The sequence below is a fragment of the Streptomyces sp. NPDC006691 genome, from assembly GCF_042869955.1.
Lineage (GTDB): Bacteria > Actinomycetota > Actinomycetes > Streptomycetales > Streptomycetaceae > Streptomyces.
Map to the genome: position 1 here is coordinate 349,084 of NZ_JBIAGW010000006.1, position 20,603 is coordinate 369,686.

A 20,603-nucleotide genomic window follows, 5' to 3' on the forward strand; every position below is an offset into this window, starting at 1 on the left:
TCCCGGGCCCCGCTCCTCCGGTCCGGTCCCCGACCGCCCGGCCCCGGCCCTCCCACCCCGGGCCCCACCCACCGAATCCCCGCCCGGCCCGCCGGGCGAGTCCGTGAAGGACGGCAGCGTGGAGATCTCTCTCAAGACCGGCGTCACCCTGAGCTACGACATCTTCGGAGACCCCGACGGCAGCCCCGTGCTGCTCGTCCCGGGACAGCACCAGGCGAACCTGTTCAACCAGATGCAGGTCCCGTTCCTGACCAAGCGCGGCCACCGCGTGATCACCTTCGACCACCGGGGTGTGCCGCCGTCGCAGGAGACCCCGCCCCCGTACACCATGGAGGGTCTCGCCGAGGACGTGGCCGCCCTCATCGAGCAGCTCGACATCGGCCCCTGCGCGATCGTCGGTTACTCCCTCGGTGCCACCATCATTCTCGAACTCGCCGTTGAGCGGCCCGAGTTGCTCACCCGGGCCGCGCTGGTCGGAGTGCCGTGGAAGCCGAGCGCGCTGCACCGGGCGATCCGCGAGGACGCCCTGGAGCGGCTGCGGGCGGGGGTGGTGATGCCGCCGGTGATGGAGGGCATCTACCGGGCGATGTATCTGTTCGGGCCGCGCGCCCTCAACCGCGACGCCTTCATCGGGCCGTACCTGGAGGGCCTGCGCGGACTCGCCGAGTCCGGCGGGCACGGGGCGCTCGGCCATGCCGAGGCGTCGGCGTCCTACGATCCCGACCCGAAGCGCATCGCGGAGATCACCGTGCCGTGTCTCGTGGTCGGCATGGAGCACGACATCATGTCCCCGTACCCGATGGCCCGCGAGCTCGCCAAGATCATCCCGGGCTGCGAGTACCGCGAGATCAAGAACAGCGGGCACGCGGCGCTCCTGGAGAAGCCCACCGAGGTCAACATGCTGCTCGACGAGTTCCTGGGCGGCGCGAAGGAGTAGGACCCGCGAAGGCGCAGGGCCCGGACACCCCAGCGGTGTCCGGGCCCTGCGCCGCTCCGCCGCGAGTGCCGCGGTCCCGGAGCAGCCGGTACAGCCGGCGGAGGCGTCAGAGCAGCTGGTACAGGCGGTGGAAGGTGTGCCGCACGGGCAGCACCCGCACCCGTGCGAACCCCGCCTCGGAGGCGTACGAGCGGACCGTGCCGGGGCGCATCACCGTGCCGGTGGCGGCCGAGGGCTGCTCCGCCATGCCCACCGGCAGACAGTGCAGCAGGCTCACCGCGTACTGGAAGCGCTCGGTCTCCGAGGCCGGAGCGGTGAACCGCTCCCCCACGTTGGGCTCCATCAGGAGCACCGAGCCGCCCGGCGCGAGCAGCGCCCGGCAGGAGCGCAGCACCTCCACCGGCCGCGCCATGTCGTGCAGCGCGTCGAAGACGCACACCAGGTCGTAGCGGCCCGCGAGGTCCCGGTCGCCGGCGTCGCGCACCTCGAAGGTCACCCGGTCGGCCACGCCCGCCTCGCGCGCGTTCTCCCGCGCGTCGGACACCGACCGCTCGTCGAGGTCGAGGCCGTGCACCCGCGCCTTGGGGTAGGCCTGGGCGAGGGCGATGGAGGAATAGCCGGAGCCGCAGGCCACGTCCGCGACCACCCCGCCCTCCCCGCCGAGGGCGGCGTGCACCGCGGGCAGGGTGGCGGCGATCCAGCCGGCCAGCTGGTGCTGGAAGACCGAGCGGTTCAACCCGGCCTGCCCGCCGCGCAGTTCGGGACCGAACCGCTCGTACGCGATGCCTTCGCCGGTGCGGAACGCCTCGATGAGCTGGGGCAGGACCGAGGCCATGCCGCCGATCGGCAGCAGCACGAGCGGGGCGATCGAGAAGAGGCTGCCGGGGTCGGTCAGCGCCTCCGCGTGCCCGGCCGGAAGGGTGAACACCCGTTGTTCCGCCGGGACTTCACCGCTCTGCGCAAGCAGGATGCCGGCCGCCGCCTGCTGCTCCAGCCACTCCCGGGCATAGCGCGGGGCGATGCCCGCCCGCTCGGCGAGTTCCGGGGCCGTCGCGGGGCCGCCCTCGGCGAGCACGTCGTACAGGCCGAGCCGCAGCCCCAGGTACGCGGTCATGAGTTCGGCCGCGCCGAGGCCGGCCATGAAGAGGCGTACGGAGAGCGCCTGGGCAGAGGTCGGGGGCGCGGCCGGGTCTGCCGCGGAGCGGGCTCCGGGGACGCGGGGCGGCGCGGCGGAGCGCGGGTTCGGTGCGAAGCGGTCGGGCGCGGTCATGGTGGATGCCTCCGTCGAGTTCAGCCGGTCCGGCCGGCCGACCGGCGCACCGGCGAGCCGTCGCCGAGCAGGTCGAGCCGTTCGAGTCCCTGACGGACCCGGCCGGTCAGCAGGTCGATGTGGTCGAGCGCGCTCACGACCCGGGTGAACACGGTCCGCCGGTAGGCGACCATGGCCCGGTCGGTCGCCGCGTACTGGATGCCCGCCGTGTGGTCGACCTCCAGGCGCTCCCAGAGGTCGCCGAGCAGGAAGCGCCGGCGCATGAGGGCGGCCGCGTCGAGGACCAGTTCCTCGCGGTCGGCCCGTTCGGCGCTGGTGAGTTGGCGGTGCACCTCGCGCAGCGAGAGCACACCGAACGAGACGTGCCGGGCCTCGTCACGGGCGACCAGGGTGGTGATGCGGCGGATGAGCGGGTCGTGGAAGGTGGTGCCCGCGAGCCGGAACGCCGCCATCGCGAGGGCTTCCACGACGATCTGCATGCCGAGCGCGGTGATGTCCCAGCGGGCGTCGGACAGGACGTCCCTCAGCAGGGCGTGCAGTGCCTCGTTGACGGCGTACGGCTGCGGGATCTTCTCCCGCAGATAGCGCGCGAAGGCCTCGACGTGCCGGGCCTCGTCGGTGACCTGGCTCGCCGCGCACAGCTTGGACTCGACGTCGGGCAGCTCCTGGACGAGCCGGGCGGCCGCGGCGAGCGCCGCCTGTTCGCCGTGCAGGAACTGGCTGACCAGCCAGCTCTGCAGCTCCCAGCGGAAGGTGTCCCACATCGGCCGCCCGCGCACCGCCATCGGCGAGGCCTCGAAGGAGGCGCGCGCGAAGTCCGTGCCGTCCGGAAGCGGTTCGCCGAAGGGCACCGCCACCGTCCAGTCCACGTCCTCGGCAGCACTCCACTGCTGCTCCTGGGCCCGCTGGTAGAGGCGTTGCAGCTGGGGCGTGCGCGGTGTGTAGTCCCAGGACAGCCGGGTGTGTGCCGGTGTCGTCATGTCGAGGTCCCGCATGGCGGGGACGCTAGCAGCGCACGGCGCGGTACCAGCGGTTTCTTTCAATGCCGCCAAGTATCTTTCAGTCCCCGAAGCCCTCTCGGTGACGGTCGGTAGCTTGAGCGCCGTGGGGAATTCCGAAGAGCGCGAGACCGAACCTTCCGTGGGGCAACGGCTGCTGTGGTTCCTCGATCGCTATCGCGGTCAGGACGGAGCCCTCAACTGCCCCATGATGTGCCGCATTCGAGGTCCATTGGATCATTCCGTTCTCAGCGAGGCGCTGAACCGGGTTTCGGCCCGTCATGACGCCTTGCGCACGGTATTCAGCGGCGGCGGCAGAAAGCTGCGCCAGATCGTGCGGGAGCCGCACCCGGTGGAAATCCGGCAGGTCGATCTGCGGGGCGAGCCGGATGCCGAATCCGCGGTGCGGGCGCGTGTTTCCGAGGAGCTCGCCACCCGGATCGACGCCACCGAGGACGCGGTGCGCTGCACGCTGTGGCAGGTCGCCGACGACGACCACGTGCTGTGCGTCAACATGCACCATCTGGTCACCGACTCCTGGTCCTGCGGCGTGGTCTTCCAGGACCTGTGCGCCGTGCTCGACCGGCTGGCCGGCGGGACCGAGGAACTTCCCGATCCCGGCTGGCAGTTCACCGAGTTCGCCGACTGGCAGCGCGGCGCCCTGGAGGGCGGTGAGCTGAAGAAGCAACTCGACTACTGGCGGCGGGAGCTGGACGGTCTGGCACTGCCGCCACTGCCCTCGCGGACCGACCCGGGGCCGCGCAGGACCGCGCTCGTGCGCGGCGAGCTGTCCGACGCGACGGTCGCGGCGCTGCGTTCGCTGGCCGTCGGCCAGGGCAGTTCGCTGTTCGCCGCCATGCTGACCCTGTACTACGCCACGCTGCACCGCACGACCGGCCGCACCGACCTCGCGGTGGCGTCCCTGTACGCCAACCGGCTGCGCCCGCAGACCCGCCGTACGGTGGGCTTCCTCGCCAACATGGTCGTCCTGCGGACCCGCCTCAACCCGGACGCGCCGGTCCTGGACGCGCTCAAGACCACACACGCGACCGTCGTGGGCGGCTTCCTCAACCAGGGAATTCCCTACCAGCTCCTGCCCCTTCCCGGTGCGGCGAACGACGGTGCGCGCGCCGACGACATCGTCTTCCAGATGCTGGCCGAACCGGTCTACAGCATCACCGTCGGCGAACTCGACATAGAAGTCCTGGTGCCCGACGGAGTGGGCAGCCGATTCGAGCTGGAACTGGTCCTGGTGCCGCACAGCGAGGGATTTCACGTCCTGCTCTTCTACAACGAGGGCCGTTTCACCCCCGCCTTCGCCGAGGAATTCGTCCAGCGTTTCGTGGCCGCCGCCGAATTGGCCGCCAAGAACGCGGATCTGCCCGTCAGCCGGATCTGTTGACCACCATCGGGGGCACCCATGGGAATTTCGCTCGATGACATGCGCAGGGCCGTAGCGGACCTGCTGGAGGAACCTGTCGCGTCCATCCTCGACGACGACGACCTGGTGGCCCGGGGGCTGGATTCGATGGGCGTCATGCGGCTCGCCGGGCTGTGGCGCCGGGAGGGCGTGGCGGTCACGTTCGGCGAGCTGATCGAGCAGCCCCGGCTCCGCGACTGGTGGACGCTGGCGAGCGGCCGGCCCGGCGGCCGGGACAGCGACAAGCCCCGGGACTCCGCCGACGGGACCGCCCGCGACGACGCGTACACGGAGCTCGACGAGCGGGCGCCGTTTCCCCTGGCCCCCATGCAGCACGCCTACTGGATCGGCCGCGCCGAGGGCCAGGCGCTCGGTTCCGGGAGCCACTTCTATTTCGAGTTCGACGGCCCGGCCCTGGAGCCCGAGCGCCTCGATGCCGCGCTGCGCTCCCTCACCACCCGCCACCCCATGCTGCGGGCCCGGTTCCTCGACGACGGCACCCAGCAGATCGACCCGGCACCCACCGGTCTGGCCGGCGTGCACGATCTGCGCGCCCTGCCGTCCGACGAGTGCGACGCCGAACTCACGCGCCTGCGCGGGGAGTTGTCGCACCAGCGGATGGACGTGGCGCGCGGCCAGGTCCTCGATGTCCGGCTCACCCTGCTCCCCGGCGGCGCCGGGCGGCTGCACATCGACATCGACATGCTGGTCTGCGACGCGATGAGCTTCCGCATCGTGATCGCGGATCTGGCCCGCCACTACGACCGCCCGGACGAGCGCCCCGAGCCCTCCGCCTACAGCTACCGGCGCTACCTCGCCGAGCGCACCGCACACCCCGCCGAGGGCCGGGAGCGGGACCGCGCCTACTGGACGTCGCGGCTCGCCACGCTGCCGGGCGGACCCCAACTCCCCCTGGCGGCGGCCCCGGAGCAGATCCGTGACGCGCGCACGACCCGGCGCAGCCATCTGCTGGGCGCCGCCGAACACGAGCGGCTCCTGACCCTTTCGCGCACGCACGGAGTCAGCCCCTCCATGGCGCTCGCCGCCTGTTACGCCCAGGTGCTGGCGCTGTGGAGCGCCGAGGAGCGCTTCCTGCTCAATCTGCCGCTCTTCGACCGCGACCCCGTACATCCCGAAGTCCCTTCCCTGGTGGGTGACTTCACGAGTCTGCTGCTGCTGACCGTCGAGCCCCAGCAGGCGGACTCCTTCGCCGCGCGGGCCCGTCAGGTGCAGGCGGCCTTCCGGGAGGCCGCCGCGCACGGGGACTACCCCGGCACCGAGGTGCTGCGCGACCTGGCCCGTACCCGGCGGGGCGCGGCCCTCGCCCCGGTCGTGTTCACCAGTGCGCTCAGCATGGGCGAGCTGTTCGGGCCGGAGGTGCGCGGCGTCCTGGGCGAGCCCGCCTGGATGAGTTCGCAGACCCCGCAGGTGTGGATGGACCTCCAGGTGGTCGAGGAGGCCGACGGGATCCGGCTCAACTGGGAGGCGGTGGACGCGCTCTTCCCGGAGGGCGCCGTGGACGCGATGTTCGCGGCCCTGCGCACCCTGGTGTCCCGTCTGACCGCCCCGGGCGCCGACTGGGACGGCCCGCTGCCCGATCTGCTCCCCGCCCGGCAGCGCGAAGTACGCGCGGCGGCGAACGCCACCACCCGCGAGCTGCCCGACGCCCCGCTGCACACCGCGTTCTTCGCGCGGGCCGCCGCCGACCCCGGCCGGGCGGCACTCCTCTCGCGCGACGGCGCGCTCAGCTACGGCGAGGTCGCCGACCGCGCCCTGCGGCTCGCCGGGGCGCTGCGCGAGCGCGGTCTGACGCCCGGCGAGACGGTCCTGGTCACCCTGCCCAAGGGCCCGGACCAGATCGTCGCCGTCCTCGGAGTCCTCGCGGCGGGTGGCGTCTACGTACCGGTCGGCGTGGACCAGCCCGCCGAGCGCCGCGCCCGCATCCAACAGTCCAGCGGCGCCCGCGCCGAGGTCACCGCCGCCACGCTCGCCGAGTCCGCCGCCGCGCGCCCAATCGACGCGCCGGCGGCGCCGGACACCGGCGCACCCGCGTACCTGATCTACACCTCGGGTTCCACCGGCGCGCCGAAGGGCGTCGTGGTCTCCCACCGGGCGGCCGGCAACACCATCGCCGCACTGGGCGAGCACTTCTCGGTGGGGCCCGACGACCGGACCCTCGCGGTCTCCGCGCTCGACTTCGACCTGTCCGTGTACGACATCTTCGGCCCCCTGTCGGCGGGCGGCGCGGTGGTCGTCGTGAGCGAGCCCGAGCGGCGCGACGCCCGTGCCTGGCTCGCCCTGGCACAGGAGTACGACGTCACCGTCGTCAACTGCGTGCCGACCCTGTTCGCCATGTTCCTGGAGGCCGCCGAGGCCGAGGGCGGCGCGCGCGGCCTCCGGGTGGCCCTGCTCGGCGGCGACCGGGTGCCGGTCGCCCTGGCCGAGCGGGCGGCAGAGGTCTTCCCCGGGCTGCGCTTCGCCGGACTCGGCGGCACCACCGAGACCGCCATCCACTCCACCGTGTACGAGACCAACAGGCCTGTCCCTTACGGACGTTGCGTGCCGTACGGCGTCCCACTGGCCAATCAGCGGTGCCGGGTGGCCGACCCGTACGGCCACGACCGGCCGGACTGGGTGCCGGGCGAGCTGTGGATCGGCGGCGCCTCGGTGGCCGACGGATACCGGGGGGACCCGGAGCGCACCGCCGACCGGTTCATCAGGTACGAGGGCCTGCGCTGGTACCGCACGGGCGACCTGGCCCGCTACTGGCCGGACGGCACCCTCGAATTCCTCGGCAGGTCCGACTTCCAGGTCAAGATCCGGGGGCACCGCATCGAGCCCGGCGAGATCGAGGCCGCCCTGCTCTCGCACCCGGACGTGACGGCCGCCGCCGTGGTGCCCGTCGGCGACGAGCCGCGCCGGCTCGCCGCGGCCGTGGTGCTGGGCCCCGACGCGTCCGAGCGCGAGCAGAGAGGTGAACTCCCGGACGGAGTGGCGCGGTTCACCGCCTTGCGGGCGCATCTGGCCGCGCTGCTGCCCGCCCACATGGTTCCCGACCGGATCACCTCCGTGGCCCCGCTGCCGCTCAACGCCAACGCGAAGGTGGATCGCGCCGCGCTGACGGAGCTGCTGTCCGGCGTGCCCCGCGCGAGCACCGCCCATGTGCCGCCGGAGGGCCCCGTGGAGACGGCCGTCGCGGCGCTCTGGGCGGAACTGCTCGGAACCGAACGGGTGGGCCGCACGGACGACTTCTTCGCGCTCGGCGGCGACAGCCTGCTCGCCACCCGGCTGCTCACCCGGCTCAAGGCGGAGGGCCTGCACGACGCCGACCTCGGGCGCCTGTTCGCCGCTCCGACCCTGCGGGACTTCGCCGCCGGACTCACTCCGGGCCGCCCGACCCGGCTGCCCACCGTCACCGCCGACCTGGCACGGCGCGGCGAGCCGTTCCCGGCGACCGACGTCCAGCGCGCCTACTGGCTGGGCCGGGGCTCCGACTTCACGCTGGGCGGCGTCGGCTCGTACTGGTACTGGGAGTTCGACGGCCAGGACGTGGACCTCGCCCTTCTGGAGGACGTCTGGAACCGCCTGGTGGAGCGGCACGAGATGATGCGGGCCGTCTTCGACGACGACGGCAACCAGAAGATCCTGCCGAAGGTGCCCCGGTTCCGCCTCACCGTCACGGACGCGGCGCCCGGTGACGAGGAGTCGGCGCTCGCCCGCCAGCGCGCCGCCATGGACCACCGGGTCTTCGACGTGGGCAGCTGGCCGCTGTTCGACATCGCCGCCACGCGCTACGGCGCCGGCAGAACCCGGATCGCCTTCGGCTTCGACTACATCGTGCTCGACGCGCTGAGCATCATGACCCTGTTCTGGGAGCTGTCCACCCTCTACCGCGCCCCGCGCACCCAACTCCCTTCCCTGGGCGTGTCGTTCAGGGACTACGTCCTCCAGGCCGCGCCCGCCGACGACGACCTCGCGGCCGACCGGGACTACTGGCGGGCCCGGCTCGACGACCTGCCGCCCGCACCCGCGCTGCCGCTCGCCGTGGACCCGGCGCTGGTGACCGCGCCCCGCTTCGCCCGGCGCGAGTTCGCCCTGGAGCCGGACACCTGGGCGACGCTCACCGCGCGGGGCCGCGAGGTGGGGCTCACGCCCTCCGCGCTGCTGGCCACCGCGTTCGCGGACGTCCTCGCCGCCTGGAGCGCGCACCCGGACGTCACGTTGAACCTCACGCTGTTCGACCGGCGCGAGGTCCACCCCGACATCAACGACATCGTGGGTGATTTCACCTCGCTGCTCCTGGTCGGCCACCGGCCGCGGGCGGGCGAGGGCTGGGCGTCCGCCGCGCGCCGCTTCCAGCAGCAGATCTGGGACGGCCTCCAGCACAGCTCGGTCTCGGCGATCTGGGTCCTTCGCGAACTCGCCCTGCGCGACGGGGTGATGGACTCCCCCATGCCGGTCGTCTTCACCAGCACGCTCGGCGTCTCGGACAAGCTCGCCGATCTGCGCATGCCGTTCGGGGAGCAGGTCTACGGCCTCTCCCAGACCCCGCAGGTCTGGCTGGACTGCCAGGTGGTCGAGCGGGACGGCGGGCTCGCCATCAACTGGGACGTGGTGGAGGAACTGTTCCCGGACGGCGTCGTGGCCGACATGTTCGGTGCGTACGAGCGGCTGCTGCGCACCTTGTGCGCGGCGGACTGGACTGCCGAGGTCACCGTGCCGCTCCCGGCCGCCCAGCGCGCGGCCCGTGCCGCCGCCAACGCCACCGAGGCCCCGGCCGGCGGCGGGCTGCTGCACCAGGCGTTCTTCGCGCGGGCCCGCACCGCACCGGAGCGCCCCGCCCTGCTGTGGGGCGGGTCCGGCACGCTGGACTACGCGGGCCTGGCCGCCCGCGCCCTCTCCGTCGCCGGGGCGCTGCGGAAGGCGCAGGTGCGGCCCGCGGACATGGTCGCCGTCGTCCTGCCCAAGGGGCCGGACCAGATCGCCGCGGTGCTCGGTGTGCTGGCCGCGGGAGCCGCGTACGTTCCGGTGGGCGTGGACCAGCCGTCGGCGCGCCGCGCCCGCATCCTGGCCAACGCCGGGGCGCGGGTGGCGCTCACCGGGGGCGCGTCCGGGGACTGGCCCGAAGGGGTCCAACTCCTCGACGTGGAAGCGGCGTTCGGCGCCGAGCCGCTGGCCGGGCCCGTCGAGGTGGCCGAGGACAGCCTCGCGTACACCATCTTCACCTCGGGTTCGACGGGCGAGCCGAAGGGCGTCGAGATCACCCACCGGGCGGCGGCCAACACGGTGGAGGACATCAACGAGCGGTTCGGCGTGGGTGCCGAGGACCGGGTCCTGGCCGTCTCCGCACTCGACTTCGACCTGTCCGTCTACGACATCTTCGGGCCGCTGTCGGCGGGCGGGGCGCTCGTCCTCGTCGCCGAGGAAGACCGCCGCGAGGCGCACCGCTGGCTCGGCTCGGTCCGCGACCACGGGGTGACCCTGTGGAACACGGTGCCCGCACTGCTCGACATGCTCCTGGTGGCAGCGGCCGACGGGCCCGCGCTCGACGGGCTGCGCCTGGCGCTGGTCTCCGGCGACTGGGTGGGTCTGGATCTGCCGGGCCGGCTCGCCGAACGGGCCCCGCACTGTCGCCTGGTCGCGCTGGGCGGCGCCACCGAGGCCGCGATCTGGTCCAACTACCATGTGGTGGACGGTCTGTTGGAGAACTGGCCGTCCATTCCGTACGGCACTCCCCTGCGCAACCAGCGCTATCGCGTGGCCGACGCGCACGCCCGGGACTGCCCCGACTGGGTGCCCGGTGAGCTGTGGATCGGCGGCGCCGGCGTGGCCGAGGGCTACCGGGGCGATCCGGTGCGCACCGCCGAGCGGTTCGTCACGCACGCGGGAGAGCGCTGGTACCGCACCGGCGACCTCGGCCGCTACCGGCCGGGGGCGGTGCTCGAATTCCTGGGCCGCGCCGACCATCAGGTGAAGGTGGGCGGGCACCGGATCGAGCTGGGCGAGATCGAGGCGGCGCTCGGCTCGGCGCCGGGCGTGGCCCGCGCGGTGGCGCTGACCGTCGGGGAGCGTCCGCGCCATCGCATCGTCGCCTTCGTCGTCTCCGACACCGGCATGGCGCCCGACACCGAAGCGCTGCGCGCCACGCTCGTCGAACGGCTGCCGCACTACATGATCCCGGACCGGATCGAGGCCGTGGAGCGGCTGCCGCTGACCGCCAACGGCAAGGTGGACCGCGCCGCCCTCACCGACCTCGTGTCCGGAGCGGGCGCCGGTCCCGACCGGGGCGAGCCTCCCCGAGGAGAGCTTGAGCAGCTGGTCGCCGGCGTCTTCGGCGCGGTACTGGAGACCGAACGGGTGGGACGCGGCGAGAGCTTCTTCCTGCTCGGCGGGGACAGCCTCACCGCCACCCGGGCCGCCGAAGAGCTGTACCGCGCCACCGGACTGCGATTGACACTACGTCAGTTCTTCGCCGCGCCCACCGTGAGCGCGCTCGCCGCGCTCGTCCAGGAGCAACGGAACACGACCGCCCTGACCGCCATGGAAGAGGGAACCCTATGAACATCGCCGGGCTCTTGGCCGAACTGGAGGCCGCCGGGGTCGAGTTGTGGGAGGAGTCGGGACGGCTGCGGTTCCGCGCCCCCCAGGGTGCGCTGACCGACGAGCGCCGCGCGGCGCTGCGCGCCCACAAGGAGCAGGTGCTCGACCACCTGCGCGCGGAGCGCACCCGCAGCACGGTCGTGCACCACCCCGACGACCGCCACACCCCCTTCCCGCTCACCGATGTGCAGACCGCCTATCTGCTCGGCCGCAAGGACCTCTTCGCGTACGGCGGCGTCGCCTGCCACGCGTACGGGGAGCTGCGCTTCACCAGCCTCGACCCGGCCCGGATGGAACAGGCCTGGCAGCTCCTTGTCGAGAGGCACGACATGTTGCGGGCCGTCGTCGACGAGGAGGGCTCCCAGCGGGTTCTGACGGCCGTGGCCCCGTACCGCATCGAGGTCACCGACCTGCGCGAGGCCACCCCGGAGCACGCCGGGGCGGCGCTGGCCGCGCAGCGGGACGCGATGGACCACGAGATCAGGCCGGCCGGCGTGTGGCCGCTGTTCGAGCTGCGGGCCACCCTCTTCGCCGACCACGCGCTGCTGCACGTCTCGCTGGACTTCCTGATCGCCGACTACGTCTCGATCAACCTCCTGCTCGACGAGCTGCGCACCCTGTACGCGGACCCGTCCGCTTCCCTGCCCGATCTGCCCGTCACCTTCCGGGACTATCTGCTCGCCGAACGCGGGCTGCGTCAGAGCACCCGATACGAGCGCGACCGCGCCTACTGGCTGGACCGCGTCGACGAGCTGCCCCCGGCCCCCGCGTTCCCGATGCGGGACGCCCCGGCCGCGGAGGGCCCGGCCCGCTTCGTACGCCATCGGATGGCGCTGTCCCGGCCGGACTGGCAGGCGCTGCGCGACACCGCGACCGCGCGCGGCCTCACCCCGTCGGGTGCGGTGCTCGCCGCGTACGCGGAGGTCGTCGGCCGCTGGTGCAACCGGCAGCGCTTCACGCTCGACCTCACCCTCCTGAACCGCTTGCCGCTGCATCCCCAAGTCGGCTCGCTGGTAGGGGACTTCACCTCTGTCGAGCTGCTCGAAGTCGACCGCTCGTCCGGCGGCACGTTCGCCGAGCGGGGCAAGCAGCTGGTGGGCCGGCTCTTCGAGGACCTGGACCACCGGCTGTTCACCGGTGTCGAGGTGATGCGCGAGATCGCCCGCAGGCGCGGGCAGGACGCGGCCCTGATGCCGGTCGTCTTCACCAGTGCCATCGGGCTCGGGGACGCCGCGTCCGCACCGGCCGACGACACCGAGGGCCGGCTGGTGCACGGCATCAGCCAGACCCCGCAGGTGTGGATCGACTGCCAGGTCATGGAGGACGGCGAGGGCCTCTCGCTCAACTGGGACGTTCGCGAAGGGGTGTTGGCGGACGGAGTGGTGGAGGCGATGTTCGCCTCCTTCCGCACCCTCGTGGAGCGGATGGCCGCCGACCCCGGCGTGTGGGACCTGGCGGTGCCGGCCGAGCTGCCCGCCGAGCAGAGCGCCCGCCGCGCCGTGGCCAACGCCACCGAGGGGCCGCTGTCCGAAGCCCTGCTGCACGAGGGCGCGTTCGCGGCGGCCGCCCGCTCGCCCGAAACCCCCGCCGTGATCAGCGGCGACAGGGTCCTCACCCATGGCGAGGTGGCCGCCCGGGCGCACGCCGTCGCGGCCGCACTCAAGGGCGCGGGCTGCGCGCCGGGCGACCTGGTCGGCGTCGTGATGGACAAGAGCTGGGAACAGGTGGTGGCCGTCCTCGGCACGCTGCTGGCCGGCGCCGTCTACGTCCCCGTCGACACCCACCAGCCCGAGGCGCGCCGCGAGCAGATGCTCCGGGACGCCAAGGTCGGCTGCGCGCTGGTGCGTTCGGGCCGGACCGTCCTGCCCGAGGGCGTCACCGCCATCGAGGTGGACACGCTGGAGCCGGTGCCGACGACCCCGGTCGCCCCGCCGCGGGCGCCCGACGATCTCGCCTACGTCATCTACACCTCCGGGTCCACGGGCAGCCCCAAGGGCGTCATGATCAGCCACCGCGGCGCGGTGAACACGATCGACGACATCAACGAGCGGTTCGCGGTCGGCCCGGACGACCGCGTCCTCGCCCTCGCCAACCTCGGCTTCGACCTGTCCGTCTACGACGTGTTCGGGGTGCTTGCCGCGGGCGGCGCGCTCGTCCTGCCCGATCCCGACCGGCGCGCGGACCCCTCGCACTGGGCCGACCTCGTCGCCCGGCACGGCGTCACCCTGTGGAACTCCGTGCCCGCGCAGCTGCACATGGTGAACGAGTACCTCGGCACCGAACCACTTCCCCTGCCCTCGCTGCGCCTGGCGCTGCTGTCCGGCGACTGGATACCGGTCTCGCTGCCCGACTCCATCCGCGCCAAGGTGCCGGGCCTGACCGTGACGTCTCTCGGCGGCGCGACCGAGGCGTCGATCTGGTCGATCCTGCACCCCATCGGCGAGGTGACCCCCGGGCTGCCCTCCATCCCGTACGGGCGGCCGCTCACCAACCAGCGCTTCCACGTCCTGGACGCGGCGCTGGCGCCCTGCCCCGACCTGGTGGCGGGCGAGCTGTACATCGCCGGCGTCGGGCTCGCGCTCGGCTACCTCGGCGACGAGGCACGGACCACCGAGCGCTTCCCGACCCATCCGCGCACCGGCGAGCGGCTCTACCGCACCGGGGACCTGGGACGGTATCTGCCCGACGGGGAGATCGAGTTCCTCGGCCGGGACGACCGCCAAGTGAAGATCCGGGGCCACCGCATCGAGACGGCGGAGGTGGAGGCGGCCCTGCGCAGCCACCCGGCCGTGGCCGACTGTGTCGTGCTCGTGGAGGGCGAACGCCCGTGGGAGCGGCGCCTGATGGCGTTCGCCGAGACCGCGCGCGTGCCCGCGGGCGCGGCCGAGCGGGACAGCGCCCTGGTGGAGGCGGTGACCGCCGACGGCGAGGAGGTGCGGGCCGGGGTGAACGCCGAGCAGGTCGTCGGGTTCGCCCGGCGTCTGGACGAGGCGGCGCTGCTCGCGATGATGGACGTGCTCCAGAACAGCGGGCTGTTCGCCACGGCGGACGACCGGCACACGCTGGAGACGATCCTGTCGGCCGCGGGCGTCGCGCCCAAGCACCACCGCCTGGTGCGCCGCTGGCTCGCCGCTCTCGAACGCGAGGGGTATATGGAGCGCTCGCCCGAGGACGGCGAGTACCGCGCCCTTCTGCGGGCCGAGCCCGGTTCGGTCGACGCGGCGTGGCTGCGGGTGGACGAGGCGCTGCCCACCGCCCAGGACGGCTCGGAACTCCTCAGCTACTTCCGCACGGCCACGGCCCATCTGCCGCAACTGCTGCGCGACGAGCAGGATCCCGTTCAACTCCTCTTCCCCGAGGGCCGGTTGGAGATCCAGGAGGCGGCCTACACCGAGGGCTTCCTCAACTCCTACCTCAACCGGGTCGCGACCTCCGTCGTCCAGCGGATCGCCCAGGAGCACGCCCCGCGCGGCACCCTGCGGCTGCTCGAAGTCGGCGCGGGCGTGGGCGGGGTGAGCGTCGAGGCGGTGCCCCGGCTGGCCGGGAGCGACTGCTCGTACCTGTTCACCGATGTGTCGCAGTTCTTCCTGAACAAGGCGGCCGAGCGCTTCACCGACTTCCCGTGGGTGAACTACCAGCTCTTCGACATGAACGAGGAGTACCGCCCGCAGGGCATCGAGCCCAACTCACTCGACGTCATCCTGTGCGGCAACGTCATGCACTACTCGCGCGACGCCTCGGTGGTCCTGGACCGGATGCGGGAGATGCTCGCGCCGGGCGGCTGGCTCATCTTCATCGAGACGACCCGGGACAACTACCAGATCCTGACGTCGATGGAGTTCCTCTTCGACGCCACCAACGGCGACTTCGAGGACGTCCGCAAGGGAGCGGACCAGACCTTCGTCGCCCGTGACCAGTGGCTCGACCTGATCGAGGGGGCCGGCGGCGAGACCGTGGTGTGCCTGCCGGACACCAAGGACCCGCTGTCCACCATCGGCATGCACGTCTTCGCGGTGCAGTTCAAGCAGGACCGGGTGCCGGTGAACGCGGCCGAGGTGCTCGGCCACGTCGCCGAGCGGCTGCCCGAGGAGATGGTCCCGGCCCACCTCCAGCTGGTCGACGCGCTGCCGCTGACCGACAACGGCAAGACGGACCGGCGCACCCTCGCCTCCTGGCTGCTGCCCAGGGGCGCGGTCGAGCAGCGCGCCGGGGCGGGCGACCGGGTGCCCATGACCGACCTGGAGCAGCGCATCCAGGCCGCGTGGTGCACGGTGCTCGGCACGACGGCGGTCGGCCGCGAGGAGACGTTCTACGAGGCGGGCGGCGACTCGCTGCTCGCCGCCCAGGTGGTGGGCGTGCTGCGCGAGGAGGTGGCCGAGGCCAAGCACACCTTCTTCGACGAGCTGCTGCGCGAGGTCCTCAACGGCGCCTCCGTGGCCCGGCTGGCCGCCCTGCTCGCCACCGGCCAGATCGACGGCGAGCAGACCGCCGGGCAGCCGAGCGCCCCGGCAGCGCCCGCCGCGTTCCTGGGCGGCGGCGCGGACGACGAGGGTGTGTGGGCCACCTGCGCCGAGGGGTTCGGCACGGCCGAGCGGTACGCCGCGCTGTGCGCCCCGCTGGAGGACGCGGGCCCGCTCCTCGACCTCTCGGCGAGCCATCCGCTGACCGACTACGCGGACGCCACACCGGCCGTGCTCGTCGAGCGCATCGCCCATGACCGGGCCAAGACCCTGCGGGCCACCGGCCACACCCGCTTCCACCTGGTGGGAGCGCATGTGGGCGGGGTGCTCGCGGCCGAGACGGCACGGCTGCTCGCGGAGGGCGGCGCCGAGGTCGACCTCACGGTGATCAGCAGCTATCCGCTGCCGGCGGTGGTCGAGGACGACGCGTTCGCCGAGTACCTCTTCGCCCTCGGCGCGGGCCTCGACCCGGCCGTGCTCGGGCTGCCCGGGGACACCCTGGTCGGGCCCGCGCTCGCCGCCGTGCTCGCCGCGACGCCGGGGCGGGTGCCCGACGGCGCCCTGGCCCGCCTCGACGGCCCGCACGCCCCACTCGCCCGGTCCTTCGGCCAGTACGCGGCCCGGCCCGAACAGGAGCGGCTCGCGGCGCTCGCCGCCGCGCTCGGCACCGACGCCCAGGACGTGCGTCCGCGGCTGCGGGCAGGACGCGCACTGGCCGACGCCTGCGCGGCGCACCGCCCGGAGGCGTACGCGGGCGACCTCACCCTGGTCCTGCACACCGACGAGATCGCGCTGTGGCCGACGCTGCGCGCGGACATGACCGAGTGGTGGAGCGCCGGCTGTCTGGGTGAGGTGCGAAGGATCGACGCCCCCGGCACCCACTTCGACTGCCTGGACCCGGCGCGCGCCGCCCGTATCGCGGCCCTGCTCACCGATGTCCGTACGGAGAAGGAGAACCAAGCGTGAACGCTCCGACCATCGCGGTCCTCGGCGGCTATGGCGCGGTGGGCCGCGTCGTGGCCCAGGAACTGGCCTCCGCACACCCCGGGGCGACGCTGCGCATCGGCGGACGCGACCCCGGACAGGCCGAGGCACTGGCGGCCGGGCTCAAGGCGACCGGCCGGCCGGGTCCGGTGGAGTCCGCCCCTGCGGACACCGCCGACGCGGCCTCGCTCGACGCCTTCTGCCGGGGCAGCCACATCGTCGTCAACTGCGCGGGCCCCTCCTACGTCGTCCTGGACACCGTGGCCAAGGTCGCCCTCGCGGCGGGCGCCGACTACGTGGACGCCGGCGGCGACGAACCCGTGCACCGGGCCCTGTCCGAGCAGCGCCTGGCCGAGAGCGGCCGCACCGCGCTGCTCACGGCGGGCATGATGCCCGGCCTCACCGGTCTGCTTCCGCGCTGGCTCGCCGCCCAGGACCTGAGCGAGCCGAGCCGGCTCACCGCGTACGCGGGCACCATGGACCGGCTCACCCCGGCGGGCGCCGCCGACTATCTGCTCAGTCTCGGCGGCGGCTACGGGGAGGCCCAGTCGGCCTGGCGGGACGGGGCACGGGTGCTGCGCGCGCTCACTCCGCTCGCCGATGTGCGGCTCCCGTTCTTCCCCGGCACGGTCAGCGCCTACCCGTATCTGAGCTACGAGATCGAGCGGCTCGCCCGGGACCTCGGCCTGTCCACGGTGGACTGGTACAACGTGTTCGACGGCGGCTCCCACATGCTCAAGACGCTCAGCCGGCTCCAGGGCGCCATGGCCGGCCAGAGCGATCTGGCGCCGGCCGCCCGTGAACTCATCGACGCGGCCGCCCTGGACCTGTTCGGCCGCGCCCCCTACCAGCTCTTCGCACTGGAACTGACAGGGCGTCATGCGGGGGCGCCCGCGACCCGGAGTCTCGTGCTGCGGGCCGGGGACACCTACCGGCTCACCGGGCTCGTCGCGGCCCTCGCGGCGAGCGCCCTGGTGGAGGGCTCGGCGCCGACCGGTGTGCACTACGCGGCCGATGTGCTCGACCCGTCCTCGGTGGTGGAGCGGGTGGCGAAGCTGGACGAGGTGTCCTTGTTCGAGACCTACCGCGTTCCGCTCGCCGAAGCCGGTGACACCGAGGAGGGCGAGCTGTGAGCGCGGCCGGGCGGCGGCCCCGGCTGGTGGTGTGCGGCACCAAGTTCGGCCGGATCTACCTCGCCGGGGCCGCCCGCGCCGACTCGCCGTACGAACCGGCGGGCGTGCTCGCCCGGGGCAGTGAACGCTCGCGCCGGGTCGCCGAGCACTACGGGGTGCCGCTGTTCACCGAGGTGGACGCCGTGCCCAAGGACGTGGAGGCGTGCGCCGTCGTCGTGGGCGCCGGGATCAACGGCGGTCCCGGCGCCCGCCTCGCCCAGGACCTGATGGCGCGCGGGCACCACGTCCTCCAGGAACACCCGCTCCACCAGCGGGAGTTGGCCGACTGCCTGCGGGCCGCCCGCGAACACCGGGTGGCCTACCGACTGAACACGCACTACCCGCACGTGGAGCCGGTGCGCAGGTTCATCGCCACGGCACGCCGGCTGCTGGCCCGCCAGCGGCCGCTGCACATCGACGCGGCGTGCTCCTTCCAGGTGCTCTACACCACCTTCGACATCATCGGCCGCCTGCTGGGCGGAGTACGCCCCTTCGTCCTGGGTGGTCCCTCACAACTGCCGTCCGGAGCAGCCGAGTTGACGGACTCGGCACCCGTGTACCGGAGCCTGGACGGGGTGGTCGGCGGAGTGCCGCTCAGCCTGCGGCTCCAGAACGACATGGACCCCGGGGACCCCGACAACCACATCCACCTCTTCCACCGGATCACCCTGCACACCGAGGGCGGCCATCTCACCCTCGCCAACACCCACGGCCCGCTGCTGTGGAGCCCCCGCCCGCACATGCCGCAGGACATCCGCACCACCGCCACCCTGGCCGAGTCGGCGGACCCCTCCTTCGCCTTCCCCAGCGCCGAACCGCTCGGCCCGGCCACCGCGCCGGACCAGCGGGGGATCCTGGGCGAGCTGTGGCCCCAGGCCGCGGCCCGTGCGCTCGGGGCGCTGCGGACGGCCGTCGCGTCGGGCGAGGACCCCGCCAAGGAGGGCCAGTACCACCTGGCGCTGTGCCGGCTGACCGCCGAGGCCACCGAGCGGTTCGGCCCCGTACGTCTGCACCGGGGCGGCGCGCCCGAAGTACTGGCCGGCGCCGCGGTCGACGCGGGTCCGTTCGCCCCTGCTCCCGACCCCGGCCCCACCCCCGGCCTCGCCCCGAGGAGCGGCCCGTGAACAGGCCACCGGGCGCGGACGCGCCCTACCGCACCTGGTTCCGCTGCTACTGGCCCCGGCCGGGCGCGCGCCGACGGCTCGTGATCTTTCCGCACGGCGGCGGCTCGGCCAGCTTCTACCGTCCGTTCGCCAAGCGCATGCCGCCGTGGGTGGAGCCGGTCGTCGTGCAGTACCCCGGGCGCGAGGACCGGCTGGAGGAGCCGCACATCGACGACATGGACCGCCTGGTGGCGCGCGTGAGCGACGCGCTGCTGCCCGCCTTCGACCGCGAGGTGCTGTTCTTCGGGCACAGCATGGGCGCGGCCGTCGCCCACGAGGTGGCCGCCCGCCTGGAGACCCGGCACGGCGTGGGCCCGTCCCTGCTCGCCGTGTCCGGCCGCCCGGCACCCCGCTTCCACAAGCCCGGCGACAAGCACCTGGACGACGCGGCCCTGTGGTACGAACTGTCCCGGCTCGGCGCGACTCCCGCCGCGCTGCTGGACAACGCGCAGGTGCGCAAGGTCGTCCTGCCGACCCTGCGGGCCGACTACCGCCTGGTCGAGCGCTACCGGCCGCGCCTCGACACCCGGGTGAGCTGCGCGGTCGCCGCGTGCCTGGGCGACAAGGACCCCGAGGTCACCGAGCCCGAGGCACGGGCCTGGGCCGAAGTGACCGGCGGCGCCTTCGCGTTCCGCCTCTTCGACGGGGACCACTTCTACCTCCGCGGCCGGGAAGAGGCCCTCGCCTCCTGGCTGCTGACCACCGCCGACAGGGAGAACCCATGATCGTCAGGCCGAAGGTCGACGCGTACGCCGAGGAGTTCTCCACCGGCGAGCCGCCCTGGCTGGCCGCGCTCGCCGAGGAGACCCGCAAGGTCTGCGATCTGCCGCAGATGATGGTGGGCCCGATGGAGGGCCGCTTCCTCGCGATGCTGCTGCACATGCTGCGCCCGCGCCGGGTCCTGGAGATCGGCACGTTCACCGGCTACTCCGCGCTGTCGATGGCGGCCCAACTCCCGCCCGGCGGCAGCCTGGTGACGTGCGAGATCGACCCGGTGCACGCCGAGATCGCCCGCCGGCACATCGCGGCCTCCCCCTGGGCGGACCGGATCGAGCTGCGCGAGGGGCCGGCCCTCGACCAACTCGACGACCTCCAGGGCCCGTTCGACTTCGTCTTCCTGGACGCGGACAAGACGGGCTACAGCGCGTACTACGACCGGGTGCTGCCGCTGCTCTCGGAGCGCGGGGTCATCGCGGCGGACAACGTGCTCCAGTTCGGCGGGGTGGCCAACCCGCTGGACCAGAACGAGGACACCGTCGCGCTGCGGGCGTTCAACGAGAAGGTGCGCGACGACCCGAGGGTCGAGCAGGTCGTGCTCACGGTGCGGGAAGGCATCACGCTCATCCGCCGCGTGTAGGCCGCCGCGTCGCAGGCACCCGGTTGCCCCGCGATGCGGGGGCCGGGCCGCCCCCGCATCGCAGGGGCCGGGTTCTTTTCGGCCAGTGAAAGAATTCCGCTCCCTCTTCCGGCGGCGCCCTAACGTAAGCCGCGACGGCACGTCCGCGGCCCGCGACCCCCGCGGCCGCCTCCCGTCGGAGCGCACGTCCAGGTCGCCTGTCCACGGATGGCCGCCCGTCCACGGATCAAGGAAAGTGGGCC

General features: G+C 73.3%; 10 protein-coding genes. 8 read left to right on the forward strand and 2 right to left on the reverse strand.

Annotated elements, in window-relative coordinates:
- Nucleotides 1-118: 118 nt before the first annotated feature.
- Nucleotides 119-937, forward strand: coding sequence for an alpha/beta fold hydrolase (locus ACFYNP_RS17125; protein WP_388412520.1), 819 nt, complete (start codon nt 119-121; stop codon nt 935-937).
- 106 nt (nt 938-1,043) lie between these two features.
- Here the strand turns inward: ACFYNP_RS17125 and ACFYNP_RS17130 are convergent, their stop codons facing one another.
- Nucleotides 1,044-2,207, reverse strand: a complete 1,164-nt coding sequence (locus ACFYNP_RS17130; protein WP_388786197.1) for a class I SAM-dependent methyltransferase — start codon at nt 2,205-2,207, stop codon at nt 1,044-1,046.
- A 20-nt stretch (nt 2,208-2,227) separates the two neighbouring features.
- Entirely contained in the window at nt 2,228-3,202 is a 975-nt protein-coding gene (locus ACFYNP_RS17135) for a ferritin-like domain-containing protein (RefSeq protein WP_388786198.1), read from the reverse strand.
- On the opposite strand from ACFYNP_RS17135, the gene ACFYNP_RS17140 reads away from it, so the two are divergent.
- Genes ACFYNP_RS17140 through ACFYNP_RS17170 form a run of 7 tightly spaced genes read left to right on the forward strand, consistent with a single transcriptional unit; the run spans nt 3,201 to nt 20,361 of the window.
- A complete protein-coding gene (locus ACFYNP_RS17140; RefSeq protein ID WP_388786284.1) occupies nt 3,201-4,607 on the forward strand; it encodes a condensation domain-containing protein in 1,407 nt (468 codons plus the stop codon). The genes ACFYNP_RS17135 and ACFYNP_RS17140 overlap by 2 nt on opposite strands.
- A gap of 39 nt (nt 4,608-4,646) precedes the next feature.
- Nucleotides 4,647-11,186 (forward strand): amino acid adenylation domain-containing protein, encoded by a 6,540-nt coding sequence (locus tag ACFYNP_RS17145; RefSeq protein WP_388786200.1) that lies wholly within the window; start codon nt 4,647-4,649, stop codon nt 11,184-11,186.
- Nucleotides 11,183-16,651 carry an amino acid adenylation domain-containing protein gene (locus ACFYNP_RS17150; RefSeq protein ID WP_388786202.1) on the forward strand — a complete coding sequence of 1,823 codons (5,469 nt, stop codon included), beginning with the start codon at nt 11,183-11,185 and terminating at the stop codon, nt 16,649-16,651. Before ACFYNP_RS17145 ends, ACFYNP_RS17150 begins: the two co-directional genes overlap by 4 nt.
- Complete coding sequence (locus ACFYNP_RS17155) at nt 16,648-17,802, forward strand: saccharopine dehydrogenase NADP-binding domain-containing protein (RefSeq protein WP_388412529.1); 1,155 nt, start codon at nt 16,648-16,650, stop codon at nt 17,800-17,802. The genes ACFYNP_RS17150 and ACFYNP_RS17155 overlap by 4 nt, the downstream gene beginning before the upstream one ends.
- Nucleotides 17,799-18,965: a Gfo/Idh/MocA family oxidoreductase gene (locus ACFYNP_RS17160; protein ID WP_388786204.1), complete on the forward strand. Its 1,167-nt coding sequence runs from the start codon at nt 17,799-17,801 to the stop codon at nt 18,963-18,965. The genes ACFYNP_RS17155 and ACFYNP_RS17160 overlap by 4 nt, the downstream gene beginning before the upstream one ends.
- The gene (locus tag ACFYNP_RS17165; protein ID WP_388786206.1) at nt 18,962-19,729 is read left to right on the forward strand and encodes a thioesterase II family protein; all 768 of its coding nucleotides are present in this window, start codon (nt 18,962-18,964) and stop codon (nt 19,727-19,729) included. The genes ACFYNP_RS17160 and ACFYNP_RS17165 overlap by 4 nt, the downstream gene beginning before the upstream one ends.
- Entirely contained in the window at nt 19,726-20,361 is a 636-nt protein-coding gene (locus ACFYNP_RS17170; protein ID WP_388786208.1) for an O-methyltransferase, read from the forward strand. Before ACFYNP_RS17165 ends, ACFYNP_RS17170 begins: the two co-directional genes overlap by 4 nt.
- Nucleotides 20,362-20,603: the final 242 nt, after the last annotated feature.

What these genes read in the sequence shown, in the direction of transcription:
- ACFYNP_RS17130 (WP_388786197.1), bottom strand. Translation starts at nt 2,207, where the DNA reads ATGACCGCGCCCGACCGCTTCGCACCGAACCCGCGCTCCGCCGCGCCG.
- ACFYNP_RS17140 (WP_388786284.1), top strand. Translation starts at nt 3,201, where the DNA reads ATGGCGGGGACGCTAGCAGCGCACGGCGCGGTACCAGCGGTTTCTTTC.
- ACFYNP_RS17135 (WP_388786198.1), bottom strand. Translation starts at nt 3,202, where the DNA reads ATGCGGGACCTCGACATGACGACACCGGCACACACCCGGCTGTCCTGG.
- ACFYNP_RS17145 (WP_388786200.1), top strand. Translation starts at nt 4,647, where the DNA reads ATGCGCAGGGCCGTAGCGGACCTGCTGGAGGAACCTGTCGCGTCCATC.
- ACFYNP_RS17150 (WP_388786202.1), top strand. Translation starts at nt 11,183, where the DNA reads ATGAACATCGCCGGGCTCTTGGCCGAACTGGAGGCCGCCGGGGTCGAG.
- ACFYNP_RS17170 (WP_388786208.1), top strand. Translation starts at nt 19,726, where the DNA reads ATGATCGTCAGGCCGAAGGTCGACGCGTACGCCGAGGAGTTCTCCACC.